21 protein-coding genes are annotated in these 21002 nt (G+C 44.9%); 12 read left to right on the plus strand and 9 right to left on the minus strand.

The annotated features are described in order from the left end of the window. Nucleotide 1: 1 nt before the first annotated feature. From murC to lpxC, 6 genes are all read left to right on the plus strand, one after another. Entirely contained in the window at nucleotides 2-1456 is a 1455-nt protein-coding gene (gene murC, locus K5609_RS03730) for a UDP-N-acetylmuramate--L-alanine ligase (RefSeq protein WP_221076009.1), read from the plus strand. Next, a complete protein-coding gene (locus K5609_RS03735; protein ID WP_221076010.1) occupies nucleotides 1456-2379 on the plus strand; it encodes a D-alanine--D-alanine ligase in 924 nt (307 codons plus the stop codon). The genes murC and K5609_RS03735 overlap by 1 nt, the downstream gene beginning before the upstream one ends. Nucleotides 2380-2381: 2 nt before the next feature. Continuing rightward, entirely contained in the window at nucleotides 2382-3137 is a 756-nt protein-coding gene (locus tag K5609_RS03740; RefSeq protein WP_221076011.1) for a cell division protein FtsQ/DivIB, read from the plus strand. Beyond that, on the plus strand, nucleotides 3118-4374 hold the full coding sequence (gene ftsA, locus K5609_RS03745; protein ID WP_221076012.1) for a cell division protein FtsA: 1257 nt from the start codon (nucleotides 3118-3120) through the stop codon (nucleotides 4372-4374). Before K5609_RS03740 ends, ftsA begins: the two co-directional genes overlap by 20 nt. A gap of 38 nt (nucleotides 4375-4412) precedes the next feature. Beyond that, complete coding sequence (ftsZ, locus tag K5609_RS03750; protein ID WP_163134753.1) at nucleotides 4413-5564, plus strand: cell division protein FtsZ; 1152 nt, start codon at nucleotides 4413-4415, stop codon at nucleotides 5562-5564. 108 nt (nucleotides 5565-5672) lie between these two features. Next, a complete protein-coding gene (lpxC, locus tag K5609_RS03755; protein WP_163134754.1) occupies nucleotides 5673-6590 on the plus strand; it encodes a UDP-3-O-acyl-N-acetylglucosamine deacetylase in 918 nt (305 codons plus the stop codon). A gap of 22 nt (nucleotides 6591-6612) precedes the next feature. Here the strand turns inward: lpxC and K5609_RS03760 are convergent, their stop codons facing one another. After that, complete coding sequence (locus K5609_RS03760) at nucleotides 6613-7068, minus strand: DUF721 domain-containing protein (RefSeq protein ID WP_016400790.1); 456 nt, start codon at nucleotides 7066-7068, stop codon at nucleotides 6613-6615. A gap of 17 nt (nucleotides 7069-7085) precedes the next feature. On the opposite strand from K5609_RS03760, the gene K5609_RS03765 reads away from it, so the two are divergent. The 3 genes from K5609_RS03765 (at nucleotide 7086) to mutT (ending at nucleotide 11234) form a co-directional block, all read left to right on the plus strand. Then, a complete protein-coding gene (locus tag K5609_RS03765) occupies nucleotides 7086-8009 on the plus strand; it encodes a M23 family metallopeptidase (RefSeq protein ID WP_221076013.1) in 924 nt (307 codons plus the stop codon). Nucleotides 8010-8044: 35 nt separating this feature from the next. After that, nucleotides 8045-10762 carry a preprotein translocase subunit SecA gene (gene secA, locus K5609_RS03770; RefSeq protein ID WP_221076014.1) on the plus strand — a complete coding sequence of 906 codons (2718 nt, stop codon included), beginning with the start codon at nucleotides 8045-8047 and terminating at the stop codon, nucleotides 10760-10762. A gap of 67 nt (nucleotides 10763-10829) precedes the next feature. Continuing rightward, complete coding sequence (gene mutT / locus K5609_RS03775; protein ID WP_221076015.1) at nucleotides 10830-11234, plus strand: 8-oxo-dGTP diphosphatase MutT; 405 nt, start codon at nucleotides 10830-10832, stop codon at nucleotides 11232-11234. 2 nt (nucleotides 11235-11236) lie between these two features. On the opposite strand, the gene yacG is transcribed toward mutT, so the two are convergent. From yacG to nadC, 8 genes are all read right to left on the minus strand, one after another. Further along, complete coding sequence (gene yacG / locus K5609_RS03780; RefSeq protein ID WP_221076016.1) at nucleotides 11237-11437, minus strand: DNA gyrase inhibitor YacG; 201 nt, start codon at nucleotides 11435-11437, stop codon at nucleotides 11237-11239. After that, the gene (gene zapD / locus K5609_RS03785; RefSeq protein ID WP_221076017.1) at nucleotides 11437-12177 is read right to left on the minus strand and encodes a cell division protein ZapD; all 741 of its coding nucleotides are present in this window, start codon (nucleotides 12175-12177) and stop codon (nucleotides 11437-11439) included. Before zapD ends, yacG begins: the two co-directional genes overlap by 1 nt. A 59-nt stretch (nucleotides 12178-12236) precedes the next feature. Beyond that, complete coding sequence (gene coaE / locus K5609_RS03790) at nucleotides 12237-12839, minus strand: dephospho-CoA kinase (protein WP_221076018.1); 603 nt, start codon at nucleotides 12837-12839, stop codon at nucleotides 12237-12239. Next, the gene (locus K5609_RS03795; RefSeq protein ID WP_221076019.1) at nucleotides 12836-13729 is read right to left on the minus strand and encodes a prepilin peptidase; all 894 of its coding nucleotides are present in this window, start codon (nucleotides 13727-13729) and stop codon (nucleotides 12836-12838) included. The genes coaE and K5609_RS03795 overlap by 4 nt, the downstream gene beginning before the upstream one ends. Continuing rightward, on the minus strand, nucleotides 13729-14979 hold the full coding sequence (locus tag K5609_RS03800) for a type II secretion system F family protein (protein WP_221076020.1): 1251 nt from the start codon (nucleotides 14977-14979) through the stop codon (nucleotides 13729-13731). Before K5609_RS03800 ends, K5609_RS03795 begins: the two co-directional genes overlap by 1 nt. A gap of 87 nt (nucleotides 14980-15066) precedes the next feature. Then, nucleotides 15067-16770 carry a type IV-A pilus assembly ATPase PilB gene (gene pilB / locus K5609_RS03805; protein WP_221076021.1) on the minus strand — a complete coding sequence of 568 codons (1704 nt, stop codon included), beginning with the start codon at nucleotides 16768-16770 and terminating at the stop codon, nucleotides 15067-15069. Nucleotides 16771-16776: 6 nt separating this feature from the next. Further along, nucleotides 16777-17226, minus strand: coding sequence for a pilin (locus K5609_RS03810; RefSeq protein ID WP_221076022.1), 450 nt, complete (start codon nucleotides 17224-17226; stop codon nucleotides 16777-16779). Nucleotides 17227-17479: 253 nt separating this feature from the next. Next, nucleotides 17480-18319: a carboxylating nicotinate-nucleotide diphosphorylase gene (gene nadC, locus K5609_RS03815; protein WP_221076023.1), complete on the minus strand. Its 840-nt coding sequence runs from the start codon at nucleotides 18317-18319 to the stop codon at nucleotides 17480-17482. Nucleotides 18320-18493: 174 nt separating this feature from the next. On the opposite strand from nadC, the gene ampD reads away from it, so the two are divergent. The 3 genes from ampD to pdhR all read left to right on the plus strand — a co-directional run bounded on the left by ampD (nucleotide 18494) and on the right by pdhR (nucleotide 20980). Continuing rightward, nucleotides 18494-19030 carry a 1,6-anhydro-N-acetylmuramyl-L-alanine amidase AmpD gene (gene ampD, locus K5609_RS03820; protein ID WP_221076024.1) on the plus strand — a complete coding sequence of 179 codons (537 nt, stop codon included), beginning with the start codon at nucleotides 18494-18496 and terminating at the stop codon, nucleotides 19028-19030. Between the two features lie 74 nt (nucleotides 19031-19104). Beyond that, nucleotides 19105-19959 (plus strand): beta-lactamase regulator AmpE, encoded by an 855-nt coding sequence (gene ampE, locus K5609_RS03825; protein WP_221076025.1) that lies wholly within the window; start codon nucleotides 19105-19107, stop codon nucleotides 19957-19959. Between the two features lie 256 nt (nucleotides 19960-20215). Then, complete coding sequence (gene pdhR / locus K5609_RS03830; RefSeq protein ID WP_016400804.1) at nucleotides 20216-20980, plus strand: pyruvate dehydrogenase complex transcriptional repressor PdhR; 765 nt, start codon at nucleotides 20216-20218, stop codon at nucleotides 20978-20980. Nucleotides 20981-21002 lie beyond the last annotated feature (22 nt).

Below are 21002 nucleotides of genomic sequence, written 5' to 3' on the forward strand. Positions count from 1 at the left end.
GATGAGTAAAGTTGAGTTAGCCAAATTACGAACCATGATTCCTGAGATGCGCAAAGTGAAGCGAATTCACTTCGTGGGAATTGGTGGTGCCGGCATGGGCGGTATCGCGGAAGTATTGGCTAATGAGGGCTACCAAATTTCGGGTTCAGACCAAGCTGCAAGTGCTATGACAGAACGCTTGCAAGGCGTTGGTGCCGAGGTGTTCTTTGAGCACAGCGAAAGCAATATCGAGGGTGCTAATGTAGTAGTGCTATCAACTGCTATTAAAGAAGATAACCCCGAGGTACAAGCCGCCAGAGCTGCGCGCATTCCAGTGGTTCGCCGCGCAGAAATGCTGGCTGAACTGATGCGTTACCGTCATGGCGTTGCCGTAGCGGGTACGCACGGTAAAACCACTACAACGAGCTTAATTGCCAGTATCTATGGTCAGGCAGAGTTAGACCCTACTTTTGTGATTGGCGGTCTGTTGAATAGCGCAGGCACCAATGCTCGTCTAGGTAACAGCCGTTACCTCATTGCAGAAGCTGATGAAAGTGATGCGTCCTTTTTACATTTGCAGCCAATGGTTGCAGTAGTGACCAATGTGGAACCAGACCACATGGAAACATACGGCGGCGATGAAGCTCAACTTCACGCTACCTTTATCGATTTCTTACATAACTTGCCATTTTACGGAGTGGCGGTGATGTGTATTGACGACCCAGGTGTACAGGCTTTACTGCCACAAATTGGTCGTCAAATTATTACCTATGGTTTCTCAGAAGAAGCTGACGTGCGGATTACTCAATTTTCCCAACAGGGAGACCGCTGCTCCTTCACGGTTGACCGTAAGGGCTGTGAGTTGCTGGATATTTCACTCAATATGCCGGGTGAGCACAATGCCCTAAATGCGGCGGCAGCCATTGCTGTAGCCAGCGAAGACGGCATTGAAGATGCCGCAATTGTAGAAGCCTTAAATCGTTTTGCTGGCATTGGTCGACGCTTCCAGCAATATGGTGAATTCGAGACGGGCAATGGTTCAGCCTTGTTGGTTGATGACTACGGACATCACCCAACCGAAGTACTGGCAACGGTTAAAGCGGCTCGAGCCGCTTGGCCAGAGCGCCGTTTGGTTATGGCGTTTCAACCTCATCGCTATTCTCGTACGCGTGATTTGTATGAAGACTTCGTAGAGGTATTAGCTCAGGTAGACAGCTTGCTACTACTTGAAGTCTATTCAGCCGGTGAAGAAGTCATAGCAGGTGCTGATAGTCGCGCATTGTGTCGGAGTCTACGCCAACGTGGTTTAGAGCCAATTTACGTTAAACAGCCGAGTGAGCTTAACGGTTTACTGGCGGACGTTATTGAAGATGGCGATGTAGTGTTAACTCAAGGCGCGGGCAATATTGGTGTATTGGCTCGTCAGCTAGGTGAGTTGCAGTTAAACGTTAGCAAGCTTAAAGGTAGTGAAAGTTAATGGCGAGTTTACGAATGAATCGAGTAGCAGTGCTGTATGGCGGCGATTCAGCTGAGCGTGACGTGTCTTTAAAATCTGGTAGCGCTGTGCTATCGGGTTTACTGCGTGCTGGCATTAATGCAGAAGGTGTAGATACCAAAGGTTTCGACTTAAACCTGCTTAAGCAGAAAAAATATAGCCATGTATTTATTGCCTTGCATGGCAGAGGTGGCGAAGACGGCACCTTACAAGGTGCGCTTGAGTACTTAGGTTTGCCTTATACCGGCAGCCGAGTGCTGGGCTCGGCTTTGGCCATGGACAAAATTCGCTGTAAACAAATTTGGCAGAATATTGGTTTACCTACGGCGGCTTACGCGATTGTAGAACAAGATAGCTATAAGCCAGCGGATGCGGCTGATATTTTGACCAAACTGTCGGGTGAGGTGATTGTTAAGCCTGCCTTAGAAGGCTCTAGCATTGGCATGGCAAAAGCGGATAGCGCTGAACAATTACAAGAAGCCATTGAAAATGCTTTTGAGTACGACACAAGAGTATTGATTGAACAATGGATTACTGGTGCTGAGTATACGGTATCGATTGTAGGTGGCACGGTAATGCCTTCGATTAGAATGCAAACGCCACATAGTTTTTATGATTACAGCGCGAAGTATCAAAGCAGTTCAACCGAGTATTTCTGCCCAAGCGGTTTAAGCGACGAGCAAGAGGCCCAGTTAGCCGAAATAGCCTTAAAAGCATTTAAGTCGGTGGATTGTGAAGGTTGGGGGCGAGTAGATTTTATGGCTGACCAACAAGGTAATTGGTATTTATTGGAAGTGAATACTTCTCCGGGCATGACTGAGAAAAGCTTAGTGCCAATGGCTGCCAAACAATATGGTTTGAGCTTTGACCAATTGGTTGTCAGCATTTTGGATTTGGCGCACTAGTCATGACGCTAAGTGACCAGCAAAAGCAGCGAGCAAGCTATTGGGCTGGAGTGGGATTTTTTTGTGTAGTGTTGCTGAGTTTAGCTTATGCCGTGCACTCGGTGTATAGCTCAGTCAGCGATAAACAGCTTAGCCCAATGACTAGGTTGTTGGTGTCGGGTAAACGTGATTACGTACTCGACCAAGAGTTGCAGCAAAGCTTAGCGGCTTTGCCAGAAGCGGGTAACTTTTTTAGCCTTGATGTTTCAGAGGTTAAGTTGGCCTTGGAGCAGTTGCCTTGGGTTAAGCAGGTAACCGTACGTAAGCAATGGCCCGATAAGTTATCGATAGCTTTGCAAGAACAAGAGGTAGTGGCGCGTTGGAATAACGCAGCTTTGCTTAATCAGCAAGGTCAAATATTTGAAGCGCCACAGCAGCGAGTGACTAACGCTTTAGCTTCGCTAAGTGGGCCTGATGAGCAGGCTGAATCGGTGTTAAGCACCTTTCGTCAGCTTCAGCAAGTCTTGCAAGCTCGCCAGTTAAGCATTGTTAGCTTGGCATTAAATGAGCGCCATGCTTGGCAAGTAGAGTTAGCCAGTGGAATTGTGTTGAAGCTAGGCAAAGAAGATAAGCTCAATCGCATTGAGCGTTTTGTGTCGGTATATCCGAGATTAAAATCTAATGCGGTGGATTATGTAGATTTACGCTATGACACTGGTTTTGCAGTGGGATGGAAGAAACAGGAAGGTTTGGCAATAGATGACCAAAGTAACGGATAGAAAACTGATAGTTGGCCTCGATATTGGTAGCGCCAAAATCACCGCCTTAATCGGCGAGATTTTGCCTAGCAACGAGATGAGCATTATCGGTGTAGGAAGTCATCCGGCTAAAGGTATGGATAAAGGTGGCGTAAACGACCTTGATTCTGTAGTGAAAACGGTTCAGCGCGCCTTGCAAGAAGCGGAGCTAATGGCCGACTGCAAAATTAGTTCTGTTTACTTAGGTGTTTCTGGCCGCCATATCCGTTGCTTGAACGAAAAAGGCATGGTGCCAATCAGCGATGAAGAAGTGACGCAGGATGATGTGGATAACGCCATTCACACGGCCAAGTCAGTAAAGCTGCCTGATGAACACCGTATTTTGCATGTATTGCCGCAAGAGTTTGCTATCGATTTCCAAGAAGGTATTAAAAACCCAATTGGTTTGTCGGGTGTGCGGATGGAAGCCAAAGTGCATTTAATCGCCTGCCATAACGACATGGTTAAAAACATTGTTAAGTGTGTAGAGCGCTGCGACTTGAAAGTTGATCAGTTGATATTTTCAGCCTTGGCTTCTAGTTATGCGGTGTTAACCGAAGATGAAAAAGAATTGGGTGTATGTGTGGTTGATATTGGCTCTGGGACCATGGATATCGCAGTTTACACCAGTGGTGCGCTGCGCCACACCTCGGTAGTACCATTTGCAGGTAATTCAGTTACACGAGATATTGCCACGGTATTTGGTACTCCACTAAATGACGCAGAAGCGGTTAAGGTACGTTATGGCTGTGCGCTAGGCAGCATGGTAAGCCGCGACGATACCATTGAAGTGCCAAGTGTTGGCGGAAGACCTTCACGCAGTTTACAGCGACAAACACTCGCGGAGGTTATTGAACCTCGTTATAGCGAATTGTTTGGCATGATAAAAACCAAACTCGATGAGCTGACTGAAGACTTACAAGCTCAGGGGACTAAGTTGCAGCTAGGTGCCGGTGTAGTACTTACTGGCGGCGCGGCTCAAATAGAAGGCGTGGTTGAATGCGCTGAAAAGATTTTACAATGTCAGGTTAGGGTTGGCTCGGCCAATAATGTGGCTGGCCTGACAGAATACGTACAAGCACCCACTTACTCAACGGCAGTAGGTTTGTTGCATTACGGAATGGAAAACCAAAGTGAAAAACCAATTGAAGTAAAAAATATTAGCAGTGTTGGCAATATCGCTAAGCGATTGCACAGTTGGTTTAAGGGTGAATTTTAGTTTTTGCTAAGTAGCGAAAATCAAGCGGAGAGAGAACTATGTTTGAGATTATGGACAGTCATACCGATGAAGCGGTAATTAAAGTTGTAGGTGTGGGCGGTGGTGGCGGTAACGCTGTTGAGCACATGGTTGCACAATCAATTGAGGGTGTAGAGTTTATCACCATTAATACCGATGCCCAGGCATTGCGTAATTCTGGTGCAGATAATACCTTGCAAATTGGCGGAGCTATCACCAAGGGTTTAGGTGCTGGTGCCAACCCTGAAGTGGGGCGTGAAGCTGCAATGGAAGATCGCGATGCGATTATGAGCCAACTGCAAGGTGCCGACATGGTGTTTATTGCAGCCGGCATGGGCGGTGGCACGGGTACTGGTGCTGCGCCAGTGGTTGCAGAAGTAGCAAAAGAATTGGGTGTTCTTACTGTTGCTGTTGTAACTAAACCTTTTGGCTTTGAGGGTAAAAAACGTACTAGTTATGCTCAACAAGGTATTGAGCAGCTTAGTAAAAACGTTGACTCCTTGATTACAATTCCAAACGACAAACTGTTAAAGGTATTGGGCCGAGGTGTATCTTTACTTGATGCATTTAAAGCAGCAAATAACGTATTGCTTGGTGCTGTACAGGGTATTGCAGAGCTAATCACGCGCCCAGGTTTAATCAACGTGGATTTCGCCGATGTTCGCACGGTAATGCGTGAAATGGGTACTGCAATGATGGGTACCGGGATAGCATCTGGTGAAGATCGCGCTGAAGAAGCAGCGGAGCTAGCTATCTCTAGCCCATTACTAGAAGACGTTGATTTAGCTGGTGCTCGCGGTATCTTAGTTAATATCACCGCTGGCTTTGATATGAGCATCGAAGAGTTCGAAACCGTAGGTAATGCAGTTAAAGGTTTCGCCTCTGAGAATGCAACGGTAGTGGTTGGTGCGGTAATCGACCCAGAAATGAGTGATGAATTGCGTGTAACGGTAGTTGCTACTGGTATTGGCGCAGAGCGTCGCCCAGATATTTCTATCGTTAAACCTCAGCAACAAGCAGTAAATGCTGAGCCAGTTGCTCGCACTGCGCCTATGGATTCAGCGCCAATGGTTGAAGAGCCTGCTGCCGTTGTGAATGCTGAGCCGCGCAATACTGCAGGGGATGGCGACTATTTAGACATCCCAGCATTTTTGCGTCGCCAAGCAGATTAATCTGTTAGGAAATGGTGAAGTTTTAGACAAAAGTTTGTGATGTGTCTCAAACTTATGTTAAGATGTCCGACCATTCTAGTTTATTGGTCGTAAAGCAGAGGAATTTTTATGCTTAAACAACGGACTCTTGAAAAGTCAGTACAAGCGACAGGGATCGGTTTGCATTCCGGGCACAAGGTCACCATGGTCTTACGTCCTGCTCCTGCAAATACAGGTATCCTGTTTAACCGTACCGATCTCGATCCGGTTGTAACGATCCCTGCAAAAGCAGAGTTAGTACGTGACACTATGTTGTGTACTTGCCTTATCGATGATGCGGGCAACCGTATTTCAACGGTAGAGCACTTAATGGCTGCGGTTGCTGCGTTAGGCTTGGATAACTTGATTATTGACGTTGACGCTCCTGAGCTTCCGGTTATGGATGGTAGCTCAAGCCCGTTTGTATTCTTATTGCAATCGGCGGGTATTGAAGAGCAAGCGGCGGCGAAGAAGTTTATTCGCATTAAGCAGCCAATTCGTGTTGAGCACGAAGATAAATGGGCTGAGTTATTGCCGGGGAACGACGGATTTACCATCGATTTCTCAATTGATTTTGACCACCCAGCAATGGAAGGTCGTAATCAATCTATCTCAATGAATTTTTCAGCCGATAGCTTTGTGAAAGACATTAGTCGTGCCAGAACGTTTGGCTTTATGCGAGACATCGAGTATTTGCAATCGAAGAACTTAGCCTTAGGTGGCAGTTTAGAAAATGCAGTAGTTTTAGATGAATACCGTATTCTTAACGAAGATGGCCTTCGTTATGACGATGAATTTGTTAAGCATAAACTGCTAGATGCAGTGGGCGATTTGTACATGGCTGGACTACCCATCCTAGGTCATTTACGTGCTCACAAATCAGGCCACGCGCTAAATAACAACTTAGTACGTGCAATGCTTGAACAACAACATGCTTGGGAAATTGTTACTTTCGAAGACAAAGCCGAAGCTCCAGCTGCATACCAACAACCGGTATTCAGTTTCTAAATAAAAATATTGTCGGCGCTGACTAACTCTCTCCGCTCAGCGCCGCTAATTTTTCTAGCTTTTCCCTCAGTTCATCCGGTACGTGTTTCGCTAATTCTGTGATATGTTTGGCTGCTTGAGTGCTTAGCTGGCGTTTTCCAGTGCTTTTTTCCTCAGCTTCTGGTTTAATGTTTTTCAACTCGGGATTTATTTTAAGTTCCAAACTGACAACCCCTGGAATGGCTTTACGAAGCTCACTTAGCAGATCGAAACGAAACTGTTTTAAGCGAGTTAACCAAGCCGAGCTAGGAGCCTCGATAATAGCGACTCCTTGACGCATATTAACGATACGGCATTGCTGTAGTTTGTAGCGTGCCAAAATTTCACCACCCAGTTGCTGTAACTGAACACGTTGCTGCAGTGGTTGCTCGATTTTCGCGAACTGTTTCTGATGAAATAAGCGTTCTATCGAAATGGGTTGGTGCTGTCGTTTGGACATAAGTTTAATAGTTAGGTATGAAATTAACTTTAGTATACGCCCATAAAGGCGAGACAAGAACTGTTCGTTTAAATCCGCTACGTTTAGCGTGGTTTGCGTTCTTGTTGGTGTCACTTATTTGTAGTATCTCCTTGTGGGGGGTACAGCAATATCAAAACTTGGCTAAGCAGCAAACTCAGTTATTATCACAGCTGGATAGGTTGAAGGCTGAGCCTAAGTTAGAGCAGTTCGAGCAGCAGCTGCGTCACCGCTATAGTCAGCTGGCGGTTAAAGTCGGCCAAATGCAAGTTGAGATGACTCGGCTAAATGCATTAGGCGCGCGCTTGATTGAAGATACCGAGTTCGCAGCTGAGTTTGATTTCGAATCAATACCGCCAATGGGCGGCCCGATGTTAGACATCGAAGATACTAGTCATCAACCTGACAACTTGTTTTTAGACTTAACTTTGCTCGAGCAGCAAGTAGAGGCTAAGAAAAAATCACTTAACCTGCTTGAATCTTGGCAACAAAGCCACCATCTAATAAATAGTAGTTATATATCAGGTTGGCCGGCAAAAGGGCCGGGCATTTGGATTTCTTCGCCATTTGGTACCCGAGTTGATCCTTTTACCAAGCGTAAAGCTCGCCATAAAGGCGTAGATATCGCCGGAAAAGAAGGGACCAAGATCCGTTCTGTAGGAGCCGGTGTAGTGGTTTGGGCAGGAAGTCGCTTTGGTTACGGTAACTTAGTTGAAATTGAGCATGGTAACGGGATGGTAACACGTTACGCGCATGCTAAAGCTGTATTAGTAAAAGAGGGTGATGTAGTAAGTAAAGGGGATGAGATTGCCTTAATGGGCAGCACCGGCCGTTCTACCGGATCTCACGTACATTTTGAAGTGCTTAAAAATGGTCGTCCACTAAATCCCAGTAAGTTTATTTACCGCAAAGCCAGTGCCTAGAAAATTGGATTTCGTCTTAGCAAAAGTAGTTTTTCATGATTAGTAAATTAGTAACAAAAATCGTTGGTACTCGAAACGACCGTACCATCAAAAAAATGCGCAAAGTAGTAAATACTATTAATGCGCTAGAGCCTGAATACGAAAAGTTGTCTGCTGAAGAGATTAAAGCTAAGGCGGGCGAATTTAGGGTGCGCGTAGAAAAAGGCGAAACGCTTGAAGCGATTCTTCCCGAAGCTTTTGCTGTGGTGCGCGAAGCATCAAAGCGAGTATTTGAAATGCGCCATTTTGATGTGCAAATGTTGGGCGGTATGGTGCTCAACGACAACAAAATTGCTGAAATGCGCACCGGTGAAGGTAAAACCCTTACCGCTACTTTGCCCGCTTACTTAAATGGTGTAACCGGTAAAGGTGTTCACGTTATTACCGTGAATGACTACCTTGCCCAGCGTGATGCCGATTGGAACCGACCTTTATTTGAATACTTAGGTTTAAGTGTTGCGGTAAATATCTCGGGAATGGACCATGAGGCTAAAAATGCCGCTTATGCAGCTGACATTACTTATGGCACAAACAACGAGTTTGGCTTCGATTACCTGCGCGACAACATGGCGTTTGCACCAGAGCAGCGCGTACAGCGCCCTCTAAACTACGCGGTAGTGGATGAAGTGGATTCGATTTTAATCGATGAAGCGCGAACCCCATTGATTATTTCTGGCCCTGCTGAAGATAGCTCGGAGCTATATAAGCAGATTAACGACATTATTCCGCTGTTGGTTCGCCAAGAGGAAGAAGACACCGAAGAGCTTATTGGCGATGGTCACTTTACCCTTGATGAAAAGAATAAACAGGTTCACCTTACTGAAAACGGTCAGATTTTTGTAGAAGAAACGCTACAACAACGTGGTTTGCTAGAAGAAGGTGATTCCTTATACAACGCCGCAAACATTAGCTTGCTGCATCACGTTAATGCTGGCTTGCGCGCTCATACTTTGTTTGAGCGTAATGTAGATTACATTGTTAGCGAAGCCAACGAGATTGTTATCGTTGATGAGCACACTGGCCGTACAATGCCAGGGCGTCGTTGGTCTGAAGGTTTACACCAAGCTGTTGAAGCGAAAGAAGGTGTGCCAATTCAAAACGAAAACCAAACCTTGGCATCGATTACCTTCCAGAACTACTTCCGTTTATACGACAAACTTTCGGGAATGACCGGTACGGCGGATACCGAAGCTTTTGAATTCCAATCTATTTATGGCTTAGACACTGTTGTTGTGCCTACCAACAAGCCAATGGTACGTGATGACCAAGGCGACTTGGTTTACCTGACCGCAGAAGAAAAGTACCAAGCGATTATCAACGATATTCGCGAGTGTGTGAAAGCTGAGCGCCCAGTGTTAGTGGGTACAGTGTCGATTGAGAACTCAGAGCTGCTTTCAAATATTCTTAATAAAGAAAAAATTAAGCATAACGTGCTTAATGCCAAGTTCCATGAAAAAGAAGCCGACATTGTTGCAGAAGCTGGCGTAGCTGGCGCGGTGACGATTGCTACCAACATGGCGGGACGTGGTACTGACATCGTATTGGGCGGTAACTTACAAGTTGAAATTAGTGCTCTAGGTGAAAACCCAAGCGAGCAGCAATTAGCTGAAGTTAAAAAGAAATGGCAACAGCGCCACGATGCGGTATTAGCCGCTGGTGGTTTGCATATTATTGGTACCGAGCGTCATGAATCACGCCGTATCGATAATCAGCTACGTGGTCGTTCTGGTCGTCAAGGTGATGCAGGTTCAACGCGCTTCTATTTGTCGATGGAAGATAGCTTAATGCGCATCTTCGCTTCCGACCGAGTTACCGGCATGATGAAGAAGCTGGGCATGGAAGAAGGCGAAGCAATCGAGCACCCATGGGTAACACGTGCTATTGAAAATGCACAGCGTAAAGTTGAAGGCCGTAACTTCGACGTGCGTAAGTCATTACTTGAGTTTGATGACGTGGCGAATGACCAACGTAAAGTGGTTTACGAGCAGCGTAATGACTTAATGGATAGCGACAGCATTTCAGAAACCATTGAAGTGATTCGTGAAGATGTTTATTCATCGGTAATTGATGAGTACATTCCTCCACAATCTCTTGAAGAAATGTGGCAAGTTAGCGAGCTTGAGCAGCGCTTGAAGAGTGATTTTGGTTTAAATCTTCCTATTCAGCAGTGGTTGGATGAAGATGACAAATTACACGAAGACAAACTTCGCGAAAAAATTCTTGAAGCCGCAATAGCTGACTACCAGTTGAAGATTGACAAGGTTGGTGCCGATCCGATTAAACAGTTCGAAAAATCGGTGATGTTGCAAACCTTAGATCAACTTTGGAAAGAGCACTTGGCGGCGATGGATCATCTACGTCAAGGTATTCACTTACGCGGGTACGCTCAGAAGAACCCCAAGCAAGAATACAAGCGTGAGTCTTACGAGTTGTTTACCCAAATGCTAGAAGCGCTCAAACTTGATGTAGTAAGTATTTTGAGCCGTGTGCAAGTGCAAGCGCCAGAAGAAGTTGAAGCGATGGAAGCAAAACGTCGTGAAGCTGAACAACGCGCTATGCAATTTCGTCAGCAACAAGCTGCTCAAGAAAGTGAAGAGCAGGCCAGCGAATCGGGCAAAACAGTTATTCGTGAAGGGCAAAAAGTTGGCCGAAACGATCCTTGTCCATGTGGCTCTGGTAAAAAGTACAAGCAATGTCATGGTAAGCTTTCTTAAGGCTTAGTTTGGCATCTAAAAAGGAGAGCTTAGGCTCTCCTTTTTTAATCAACTCAAGGAGAACTCAGTGAAGGTTGTAAATGTAGCTGTTGGTGTAATTGTTAAGGGCGATGAGATCTTACTTAGCTTACGTAATCCGCAACAACATCAAGGCGGTAAATGGGAATTTCCCGGTGGCAAAGTTGAGGCTGGAGAGCAAACCGTTGACGCTTTGGCGAGAGAGTTGCGAGAAGAGCTGTTGATTAACATTGATAAAACTAGCTGCAAGCCTCTTATTCGTGTTGAGCACGATTACGGAGATAAACAGGTATGTCTAGATGTTTATACGCTTACTCGCTTTGAGGGAGAGCCTCAGGGCGCGGAACAACAAGAGATTCGCTGGGTGAGCAGAGCCGAACTAGCCAACTTGGCATTTCCAGAAGCGAACGTGTCTATTCTGGAAGAAATTCTTAAGCACGACTTTATAGCTTAAGTTTAAAATTCCCAGCTGTCGGGCTTGTCTTCATCTTCTTGCAGATTTTGTCCTGCTATGCTCTTTTCTTCGTTGGCCCACTCGCCAAGGTCTATCAGTTTGCAGCGTTCACTGCAAAAGGGTCTGAATTCACTGGATGGCTGCCAAATTACTTCAGCGTTACAGGTTGGGCATTTTACAGTGGTTTGATTTTTAGTTTTCATTAAGCAATTTTACAACAATAGAGACGGCAAGGAATGTCTTCAACATCTTGGCTTGAAGCACTGATGAATTTGATGGCGAAGCGGTGTTTGTGTCCACTCACCGTTGGGTAACATTGATATTCGGTATCTACTTCAATTCGCAACAAGCCACAATCGGCGGCCACACCCTGATAAAACCCTTTGTGAGCCATTACTTCAATATCGCTGTGCTGCTCTCTAAGCAGTTTAAGCAAATGACTAATGGCTTCTGCAACTAATTGGAAAGGTCCTAGCCATTGTTGAACTTGCTGATTAATCTGCGTTTGGGGCTGATTTAGCCATAAATGCAAATAGGGTAGATCAAAACTGCTGTTGCCACCGGGTAAACACAGGCGCTGTCGGATACTGGCTAATAGACGGTCATTCTTTAGGTGATCGGATACCCGGGCATGTTTAGAAATTGCTGCAATTAAGGTTTTTACTTGTAATAGCAGTTCTTCAATTTTGCTGGTATCCACATTAGGCATAGAGGCCCAATGGTCGAGTTTTTCCGCTTGCTTCGCCAAATCTTTTAGAAGATCTGCCCGCCACTCACAGCGCTCTAATACTTCAGATACTTCAAATAGTACCCGGAAGAATTGCTGTTGTTGTAAGGGGTGTTGTAGTGCTTTAGATAGCATTAGCTGTTCGAACAGTTGCTCTAAGCGTAAGTAATTACGTACTTTTTCGTTTAAAGGGTGCTCAAAGATCAATGCGGTCATAGCGGCTCAGATTTACGGCTGTTTAGGATAATATCTAAGCTAGTGTAACCATTGAGCAATCAACTGTCATGGCTTTTGGTGATATCGAGATAGAATTGGTGTAAATCAGCCACCTTTCGTTTAAGGCTAGCAAAGTCGCTATTATTTTCGATAACATCGTCTGCCGCTTGCAGTTTTAACTCTCGACTCATTTGGGCATCAATAATTTGTTGAGCTTGCTGTCTGTCGACTCCATCACGCGCCATGGTTCGGCTAAGCTGAATATCAACGGGGGCGTCTACAACTAACACTCGATCGACTAGCTGATTCAGCTTGTTTTCTAATAGTAGCGGCGCTACCAGTATTTTGTATGCGCTCTTAGCTTGCGCAAGTTGGTGCAGCATCTCTTGTCGAATTAGGGGGTGTAATAGTGCGTTTAGCCATTCTTTCTGCTGCTGCTGGGCAAACACAATCTCTCGCAGTTTACTGCGGTTTAATGAGCCGTCAGCAAGCAAAATTGATTGACCGAAGTGCTGCGATATTTTGCTTAGGGCTGGTTGACTCGGTTCTACAATTTGGCGCGCAACGATGTCAGCGTCAACAATCTCAATGCCAAACTCTTCGAATAGTTGTGATACTTGGCTTTTACCGCTGGCAATACCGCCAGTTAAGCCAACTATCATGAAGCAATACCAAGGTATGAGAAATACCAAGCATGAATCGCTTCACCAAAAAACAAGTAGCAAGCACCACCTAAAGCTAGGTAGGGACCAAAAGGAATGGCCTGCCCTTGTTGGTTTTTACCTAAGACAATAAGGCTAATGCCAATAAGTGCACCGGCAAAGGATGAAAGCAAAATAGTTAGTGGTAGGGCTTGCCAGCCAAACCAAGCACCTATCATAGCTAGCAGTTTAAAATCGCCATAGCCCATGCCTTCTTTTCCGGTTAATAGCTTGAATAGCCAAAACAGGCTCCACAAAAAGCCATAACCAATAGCTGCGCCCAATACAGCATCATTTAGGCTAACAAAACCGGAATTTAGGTTTATCAGTAAGCCTAACCATAAGGTGGGTAAAGTAAGCTGATCGGGCAAATACATGGTGTCTAAATCAATAAGCGTTAGACACAACAAGATTATGCAAAACAAGCTAGCAAATACGAAGGGTAGAGTAAGGCCAAACTGCCACCAGCAAGCCAAGGTTAAGCCTGCTGTTGTAAGCTCAACTAAAGGGTAGCGAATACTGATTGGATTTTTACAATTGGCACACTTTCCACGCAGGGCTAGCCAGCTAATAACCGGAATGTTTTGCCAGGCGGTAATTAAGCTTTGGCATTTGGGGCAGGCAGAGCGTGGCAGCATCAGGTTATATACTTCTGCAGCGTTTGTCTCTGCGGCCTGACTGCCTGAGAGTTCATCAGCTAAAAAACTGCGACATTCACTTTTCCACTGTCGCTCAAGCATGATGGGTAAGCGATGGATCAAAACGTTGAGAAAAGAACCGATACAAAGGGCGATTAAAAGGCAGAAACCCAGCGCAGTGGCTGGGTAGAGTTCAATAAAGCTAAGAAACATTAACCTACAACATCCCCAAGTTTGAATATGGGTAAGTACATGGCAATCACCATACCACCAACTAGCACACCAAGCACAGCCATAATCAGTGGTTCAATTAAGCTGGTTAAGCCGTCTACTGCATCATCTACTTGCTGCTCATAAATGTTGGCTACTTTATCCAACATGCTATCAAGTGAGCCAGATTCTTCACCAATCATCACCATCTGGGTCACCATGTCGGGGAACAGATCCACCGTGCGCATCGCGACGTTCATTTGCATACCGCCAGTGACCTCAATTCTAATCGCGTCTACAGCGTTACGGTAGACCACGTTGCCCGATGCGCCCGAGGCAGACTTTAAGGCGTCGATGAGTGGGATACCGGCAGCAAAGGTAGTAGATAAGGTGCGAGCAAAACGCGCCATGGCCGCTTTATGCAAAATAGGGTTGATCACTGGGATTCGAAGAATAAAGCGGTCGGTAGCATCTTTAACCGCTTGGGAGCGCCTAAAGGCTTGTACATAGCCATAACCAAGCGCAAATATGCCACCAAATATAAAAGGCCAGTAATCCTGTAAGAAGCGTGATATGCCAATCACAAACTGGGTGAAGGCTGGTAATTCTGCACCAAAGCCGGCAAATATTTCTTCAAATTGAGGGATTACGAATAACAGAAGAATAGTGGTAACAATAATCGCTACAATGATTACCGAAACCGGGTAAAACATGGCTTTTTTAATTTTTGATTTAAGTGCCTCGGCTTTCTCTTTATAAATGGCTACACGATCATAAATAGTTTCTAAAGCACCACTTTGTTCACCGGCTTCAATTAAGTCACAATATAGCTGGTCAAAGTATAAAGGGTGTTTGCGCAGGGTTTCAGATAGGGCGGTTCCAGATTCAACTTCTGCGGCAATCTCGGCAATTAACTCACGCATTGCTGGTTTTTCAACGCTTTTAGAAATAATGTTGAAGCTTTGAACTAAGGGAACGCCAGCTTGCAGCATGGTAGCAATTTGCCGTGATACCACCGCAATATCCATGGGCTGGATCTTGTTACCCATCTTACTAAGAAAACTCTCGGTCTTCTTTTTAATTTTAGTAACGGTAATGCCTTGGCGGCGCAAGTCACCTTTAACCTGGCTGATTGTTTCAGCTTGATACTCGCCACTAACTTTAGCGCCTTTACGGTTAACGCCACTCCACGAGTAGGCATTGATTTTTTTTACTGCAACTTTACGTTTGCTGGTGGTACTTGCGGTAGCCATAACATCCTTGCTAACAAAACACGCTTAACGCGGTAATAAAGTAATTGCCTAAACTTATCAGATAATTAGATTTAAAAAACCACACACTTATACATTTGTGACCCGCTCTACTTCAGAAAGGCTGGTTACCCCTAAACGGGCTTTTTCTAGGGCGGACATGCGCAGTGAGTACATGCCTTCTTCTACAGCTCGCTCGGCAATTTCGATAGAGTTACCTTCAGCCATAATAATTTTTGATATGGCCGTACTCATTGGCATTACTTCGTAAATACCTACTCGACCTTTGAAACCACCAGTGCATTCATCACAACCTACCGGATCAAATAGCTTAACTCCGGCATCTAGTTGCTCTTGGCTAAAACCGATTTTGGGCAGTAGCTCAGCCTCTACCATCTTAGGCTTTTTACACTTTTCGCATAAACGCCTAGCTAGTCGTTGAGCAATAATTAAACTTACCGAAGAGGCAATATTAAAAGCAGGAACCCCCATATTAAGCAAACGGGTAAGTGTTTCTGCCGCAGAATTAGTGTGCAAGGTAGATAATACTAGGTGACCGGTTTGCGCTGCTTTAATGGATATCTCGGCGGTTTCCAAATCCCGAATCTCACCGACCATGACAATATCGGGATCTTGGCGGAGGAAGGCCCGCAGGGCGCTAGCGAAGGTCATGCCTGCTTTGTTATTAATTTGTACTTGGTTAACCCCTGGTAGGTTAATTTCTACCGGGTCTTCCGCAGTTGAAATGTTAGTTTCAACGGTATTAAGAATATTTAAGCCAGTATATAGCGAAACCGTTTTACCCGAGCCGGTAGGACCGGTAACTAGAATCATTCCCTGTGGTCGAGCGAGAGCATCTAAATAAAGCTTTTTCTGCTTGTCGTCGTAACCCAGAATATCAATGTTTAAGTTGGCGGCAGACGAATCAAGAATACGAATTACAATTTTCTCTCCCCACATGGTGGGTAGGGAGTTAACCCGCATATCAATGGCTTTATTGCGGCCAGTTTTTAGCTTAATACGCCCGTCTTGCGGTAAACGTCGTTCGGCAATATCCATACGCGCCATTACTTTAAGGCGAGCCGAAAAGCGATTAGCTAAGTTAATTGGTGGGCTGGCGATTTCGTGCAAAATACCGTCGATGCGAAAACGAATCCGGTATTTGTGTTCATAAGGCTCGAAGTGTAAATCGGACGCTCCACGGCGTATTGAGTCCATTAATATCTTGTTGATGTAAACAACAATTGGCGCATCATCTTCTTTGCTGTTTTGTTTTTCATCTAAACGCGAACTTTCTTCACTTACTTCTAAGTCGCTAATGTCATCGTCGGAGATGTCACCTAAATCGAGATTAGCGCTGTCATCAACGAGTGATTGAATGGCTTTTAGTAGCTTGGATTCTTCAACCAATAGCGCTTCAACGTGTAGTCCAAAACTAAAACCAAAATCTTCCAGTGCGGTAACATTGCTAGGGTCGGCCATGGCCACATAAAGGGTTTGGTTTTGGCTATAAACGGGTAATACGTGGTGTTTAAAGATTAATTTTTCATTGAGGAAGTTCTGCGGGATTTCACTAAGCTCTATCGCATCTAAATCTAGCAGTGGAATGCCAAATTGGGCTTCACAAAAGTCAGCTAATTCGCGACTAGAGATCAGTTTGTTTTCTACCAGCACGGTGGTGAAGGCACGTTGCTCTTGAACACTACGTTTGTAGAGCTCAACCAGCTGTTGTTCTTTTTCTGGAAACGAAACGGCCAAGCTGGAAGCTAGGCCGTTTAAGTCAGCTACTCGCATTAGCTACTAACAAACTCCAGCGGCGATACAGGTTGAAACATTTCCTGTAGCATCATCTGACCATTGTACAGGAGCTGTCACACCATTTGGAGTAAGAATATAAGTGTAGCTACCTACATCCGAAGAGCCTGTAGCAGTAATAACACCATTGGTCATGTCAACACTTGTCACACTGCCAGTAGCCGTAGCCGCTGATGGAATGCCGTTTGAACCGGCATCTGCGTCCGCCAAAGCTGTAACTCGACCAGTTTGAACAGCAATTTCGAAGGCTGTTTTGTAAGGCCCCGTTGCGGCAATTACTTCAGAGAAAGCCGCTTTGCGAGTATAAGTTTGATAAGCAGGCAGTGCTACAGCAGCCAAGATTGCTACAATGGCAACTACGATCATTAATTCGATTAGGGTAAAACCAGCTTGCTTGTTGGCAGCTTTGGCTTGAAGGTTTTGGATGGTTTTCATTGCGTCTTTCCTTTACACAAGTTTTTGAAGTTATTTATTTACCGTTGTTTTTATCAGAGCTGCATTGAAACAACTTTTAATTCAGTAACATCCCTGATATCACGGTGCTATAAATGTGATTCTCATTAAAGCACACGTGATATATAAGTATAGTGATTATTGTAAAAAGGCAATAAAATCGTGATCTTAGCAGCACTTATAAAAAGCGGGCTGTACAAAAATTTGTACAGCTTAATGTTAAGATTAACAATTTCTATGCGACAAATCGCATACTTAGGTCTAGGGCCTTGACATGCTTGGTTAAGGCGCCCACCGAAATAAAGTCTACACCGGTTTCGGCATACTGGCGAATGGTGCTTAAGCTCATGTTGCCCGAGGCTTCTAATTTTGCACGCCCTTGGTTAAGTGCAACCGCTTGTTTCATTAAATCCACCGAGAAGTTATCTAACATTACTACGTCGCAATTAGCGGCTAGTGCTTGTTCTAGCTCGTTTAAGTTTTCTACTTCTACTTCTACCTTTTTGCCCGGTGAAAGCATTCGGGCTTTTTCAATGGCGGCTTTAATGCCACCACAGGCCATGATGTGGTTTTCTTTAATTAAAAAAGCATCGTTCAGACCAAAGCGATGGTTAGTGCCGCCGCCACAAGTTACTGCATATTTAGAGGCGTAACGCAAACCCGGTAGGGTTTTACGGGTATCTAATAATTTACAACGGGTGCCTTCTAACAAATCCATGTACTCAGCTACTTGGGTAGCAATGCCCGATAAGGTTTGAATGAAGTTAAGTGCTGAACGTTCGCCAGTAAGCAAAATGCGCGCAGGGCCCGTTAAGTAACACAGGGCTTGGTCTTCAATCACTTTATCGCCTTCTGCTACCAGCCACTCTATCTCTACCTGCTCGCCTAGCTGCCTAAACACTTCATCGGCAAAGGCTTTTCCAGCGAAGGTTGCACTTTCACGGCTGATGATTTTGGCTTTGCTTATTTGTTGTTCTGGAATAAGTGCGGCGCTAATGTCTAGTTGCGGGTCTAATTGTCCTAAATCTTCAATTAAAGCAGCGCTTACGTTGGCACGTAATTGTTCGGCGTTCATGCATCGTTTCTCTGATGGTTAGCAGGATGGGACAGTTGTTTAAGTCTGTCACTTTAGTGTGGCGCATTTTAGCGCAGAAGTTCAGCTCTTGCATGGTCAAATAAGCTGTTTATGCTAGACAATAGTCATTGGCTTGGTTAGAAAGCTTAACAATATACTTGGGTGGAGAAACTCTTGCAGATAAAACAACATCGATTGACTGACGTTAAGTGGCTAGAAAGTAAGTTCTATAATCAGCGACCCAATGAAGAAATTAGTTTGCTGGTTATTCACTGCATTAGCTTGCCTGAAGGCTGTTTTGGCTTACCGCACATCGATGAATTATTTTGTGGCAAGCTTGATTGTAGCGCAGAGCCAAGCTTTAAAGACTTACAGGGGTTAGAGGTATCTGCTCATTTAATGATAAGTCGAAGTGGGAAAGTGACCCAGTATGTCGATTTTGATAAACGTGCCTGGCATGCTGGAGTATCTAGTTTTGATGGGCGAGAAGGGTGTAACGATTATTCTATTGGCATCGAGTTAGAAGGTACCGACCATAGTGAATATACCCTGCAGCAATACCAAAGTTTAATTAAGGTAAGTCAATTATTACTGCGTGAATATCCTAGACTCACTAAACAGCGCATTGTTGCGCACAGTGATATAGCACCAGGCAGAAAAACTGATCCTGGTGAGCATTTTGATTGGTCCGCTTATCTAAAAGCACTTTGAAGTCACTTGGTTTGCTTAGGTAATTAGCTTACTATTCGAAAGTCGGCTGACGTTTATGGAGTAAAATCAGCAACATGTCTCTTATTTCCTTATTGCTAGCATTGAGTTTAGAACGTGCTCGTCGCATTGGTGCTAGCTGGTGGTGGCAGCATGTTTTTCATTGGTGGTTACAGCGCTTTGACCGCGCTTCAGCGATTTGGCAAATTGCTATGGCAGTGGTGTTACCCACTCTATTGATTGCGTGGCTACAAGTAAGTATCAGTGGCTTGCTATTTGGCTTAGCCAATCTTGCACTATGGATCTTTATCCCCTTACTTACACTAGGCTGCCCTCCAATTCAGCAAGGCTATCGAGACTATCTGCGTGCCGCTGCTAGTGGCGACGAGCAGGCCTGTAGTGACTTTAATCAGCAGCTGCTAAAACAAATTCACCCATTGCATCAAGTGAGTGAGCAAGAGTCGATTGCCCTTACTACCGGTACCCAATTAATGTGGCTGAACTATCGCTACTATTTTGCAGTGATTTTCTTTTATGTACTGGCTGGACCGGCTGGGGCGATCTTCTATGGTTGCAGCCGAGGTTTACACTTGCATAAAAGTACTGAAGTGCAAGCTTTGGAGCCTACGGTGAACAATTTCATGCATTATCTTGATTGGCTCCCCTCTCGATTGGCCAGTTTATGCTATTTGGCAGTTGGCAATACTAGCGAAGCGCTACCTATTTGGTTACACGCTTTGCGTGATACTAAACACAGCAACGGTTATTGGTTGGCTAAGGTGGCTGTGGCCGCAGAGCTTTCAGAACAAGAAAGCGAACATGAAATGTTATGTGTAGCTACCACTTGCCGATTCGTTAGTTTAGCTAAGCGTGGCATTATGCTAGCCATTGTTGTTATTGCTATTTTAACCATCGCCGGTTGGCTTATTTAAGCCGCTGCTCAGCGGCTTCGGTTTTTCATCTATTTTTACATAATCTTGTTAACTCCTTTCTCCTTGTTACATTTGCCCGATCTTGTGCACAAAAAAAGGTCAGACCAATCATATTTGTAGTACAAAAGTCTTTACTTATTTAGCAATAGGTGTTGGCTAAATTGATGTGGGTCAATTTTTCTGGACAGCGTGTTTCTGATTTGTTAATTTGCTGCGTGTAAATTGGTATTACCAATATTAAGTGCAACGGAAATTAATGAGCTACCAACGAATTAAGCCACCTAAACTCGCTGATGTTATTGCAAAGCAATTAGAGCGAATGATCTTAGAAGGAAGTTTACCGCCAGGTGAACGCTTACCTGCTGAGCGCGAGTTGGCAAAGCAATTCGATGTATCACGCCCATCATTGCGCGAAGCGATTCAGCAACTTGAAGCAAAAGGTCTAGTTGTAAGGCGCCAAGGCGGCGGCACTTATGTGCAACAAAAGCTGCGTGAAGCGCTAACCGATCCGCTGTTTAATTTATTGTCCAACCATGATGAAAGCCAACTAGACTTGTTGGAGTTTCGTCATGCGGTAGAAGGCATCTCTGCTTATTATGCAGCACTGCGCGGTACCGAGGCAGATTTAGAAAAAGTGCAAGCCAGTCATGAACGGATTGAGCTTGCGCAACAAGACGGCGATACCATTAGCGAAGCAAAAGCCGTTTTACGTTTTTATGAAGCCATTACTGAGGCGTCCCACAACCTAGTATTGTTTCATTTAATTAGAGGTTTAAGTCCATTGTTAGAAAAAAACATTATGGACAATTTTCAGGTGTTATATACGCGACCTAATGTGGCAGACAAAATTCGCCACCATCGGTCACTTATGCTGCAAGCCATTCTCGATGGTAAGCCAGACGATGCCAGAGAAGCCTCACATAAACATTTGGCGTTTATTGAAGAGACGCTGTTGCAAATCGAACGAGAAGAAAGCCGAGTTGAGCGCTCTAATCGCCGTTTAAAACAATTGAAAGTGTAACCCAAAAGCTGCGTTGCAGTGG

This window comes from Agarivorans aestuarii (genome assembly GCF_019670125.1).
GTDB lineage: Bacteria > Pseudomonadota > Gammaproteobacteria > Enterobacterales > Celerinatantimonadaceae > Agarivorans > Agarivorans aestuarii.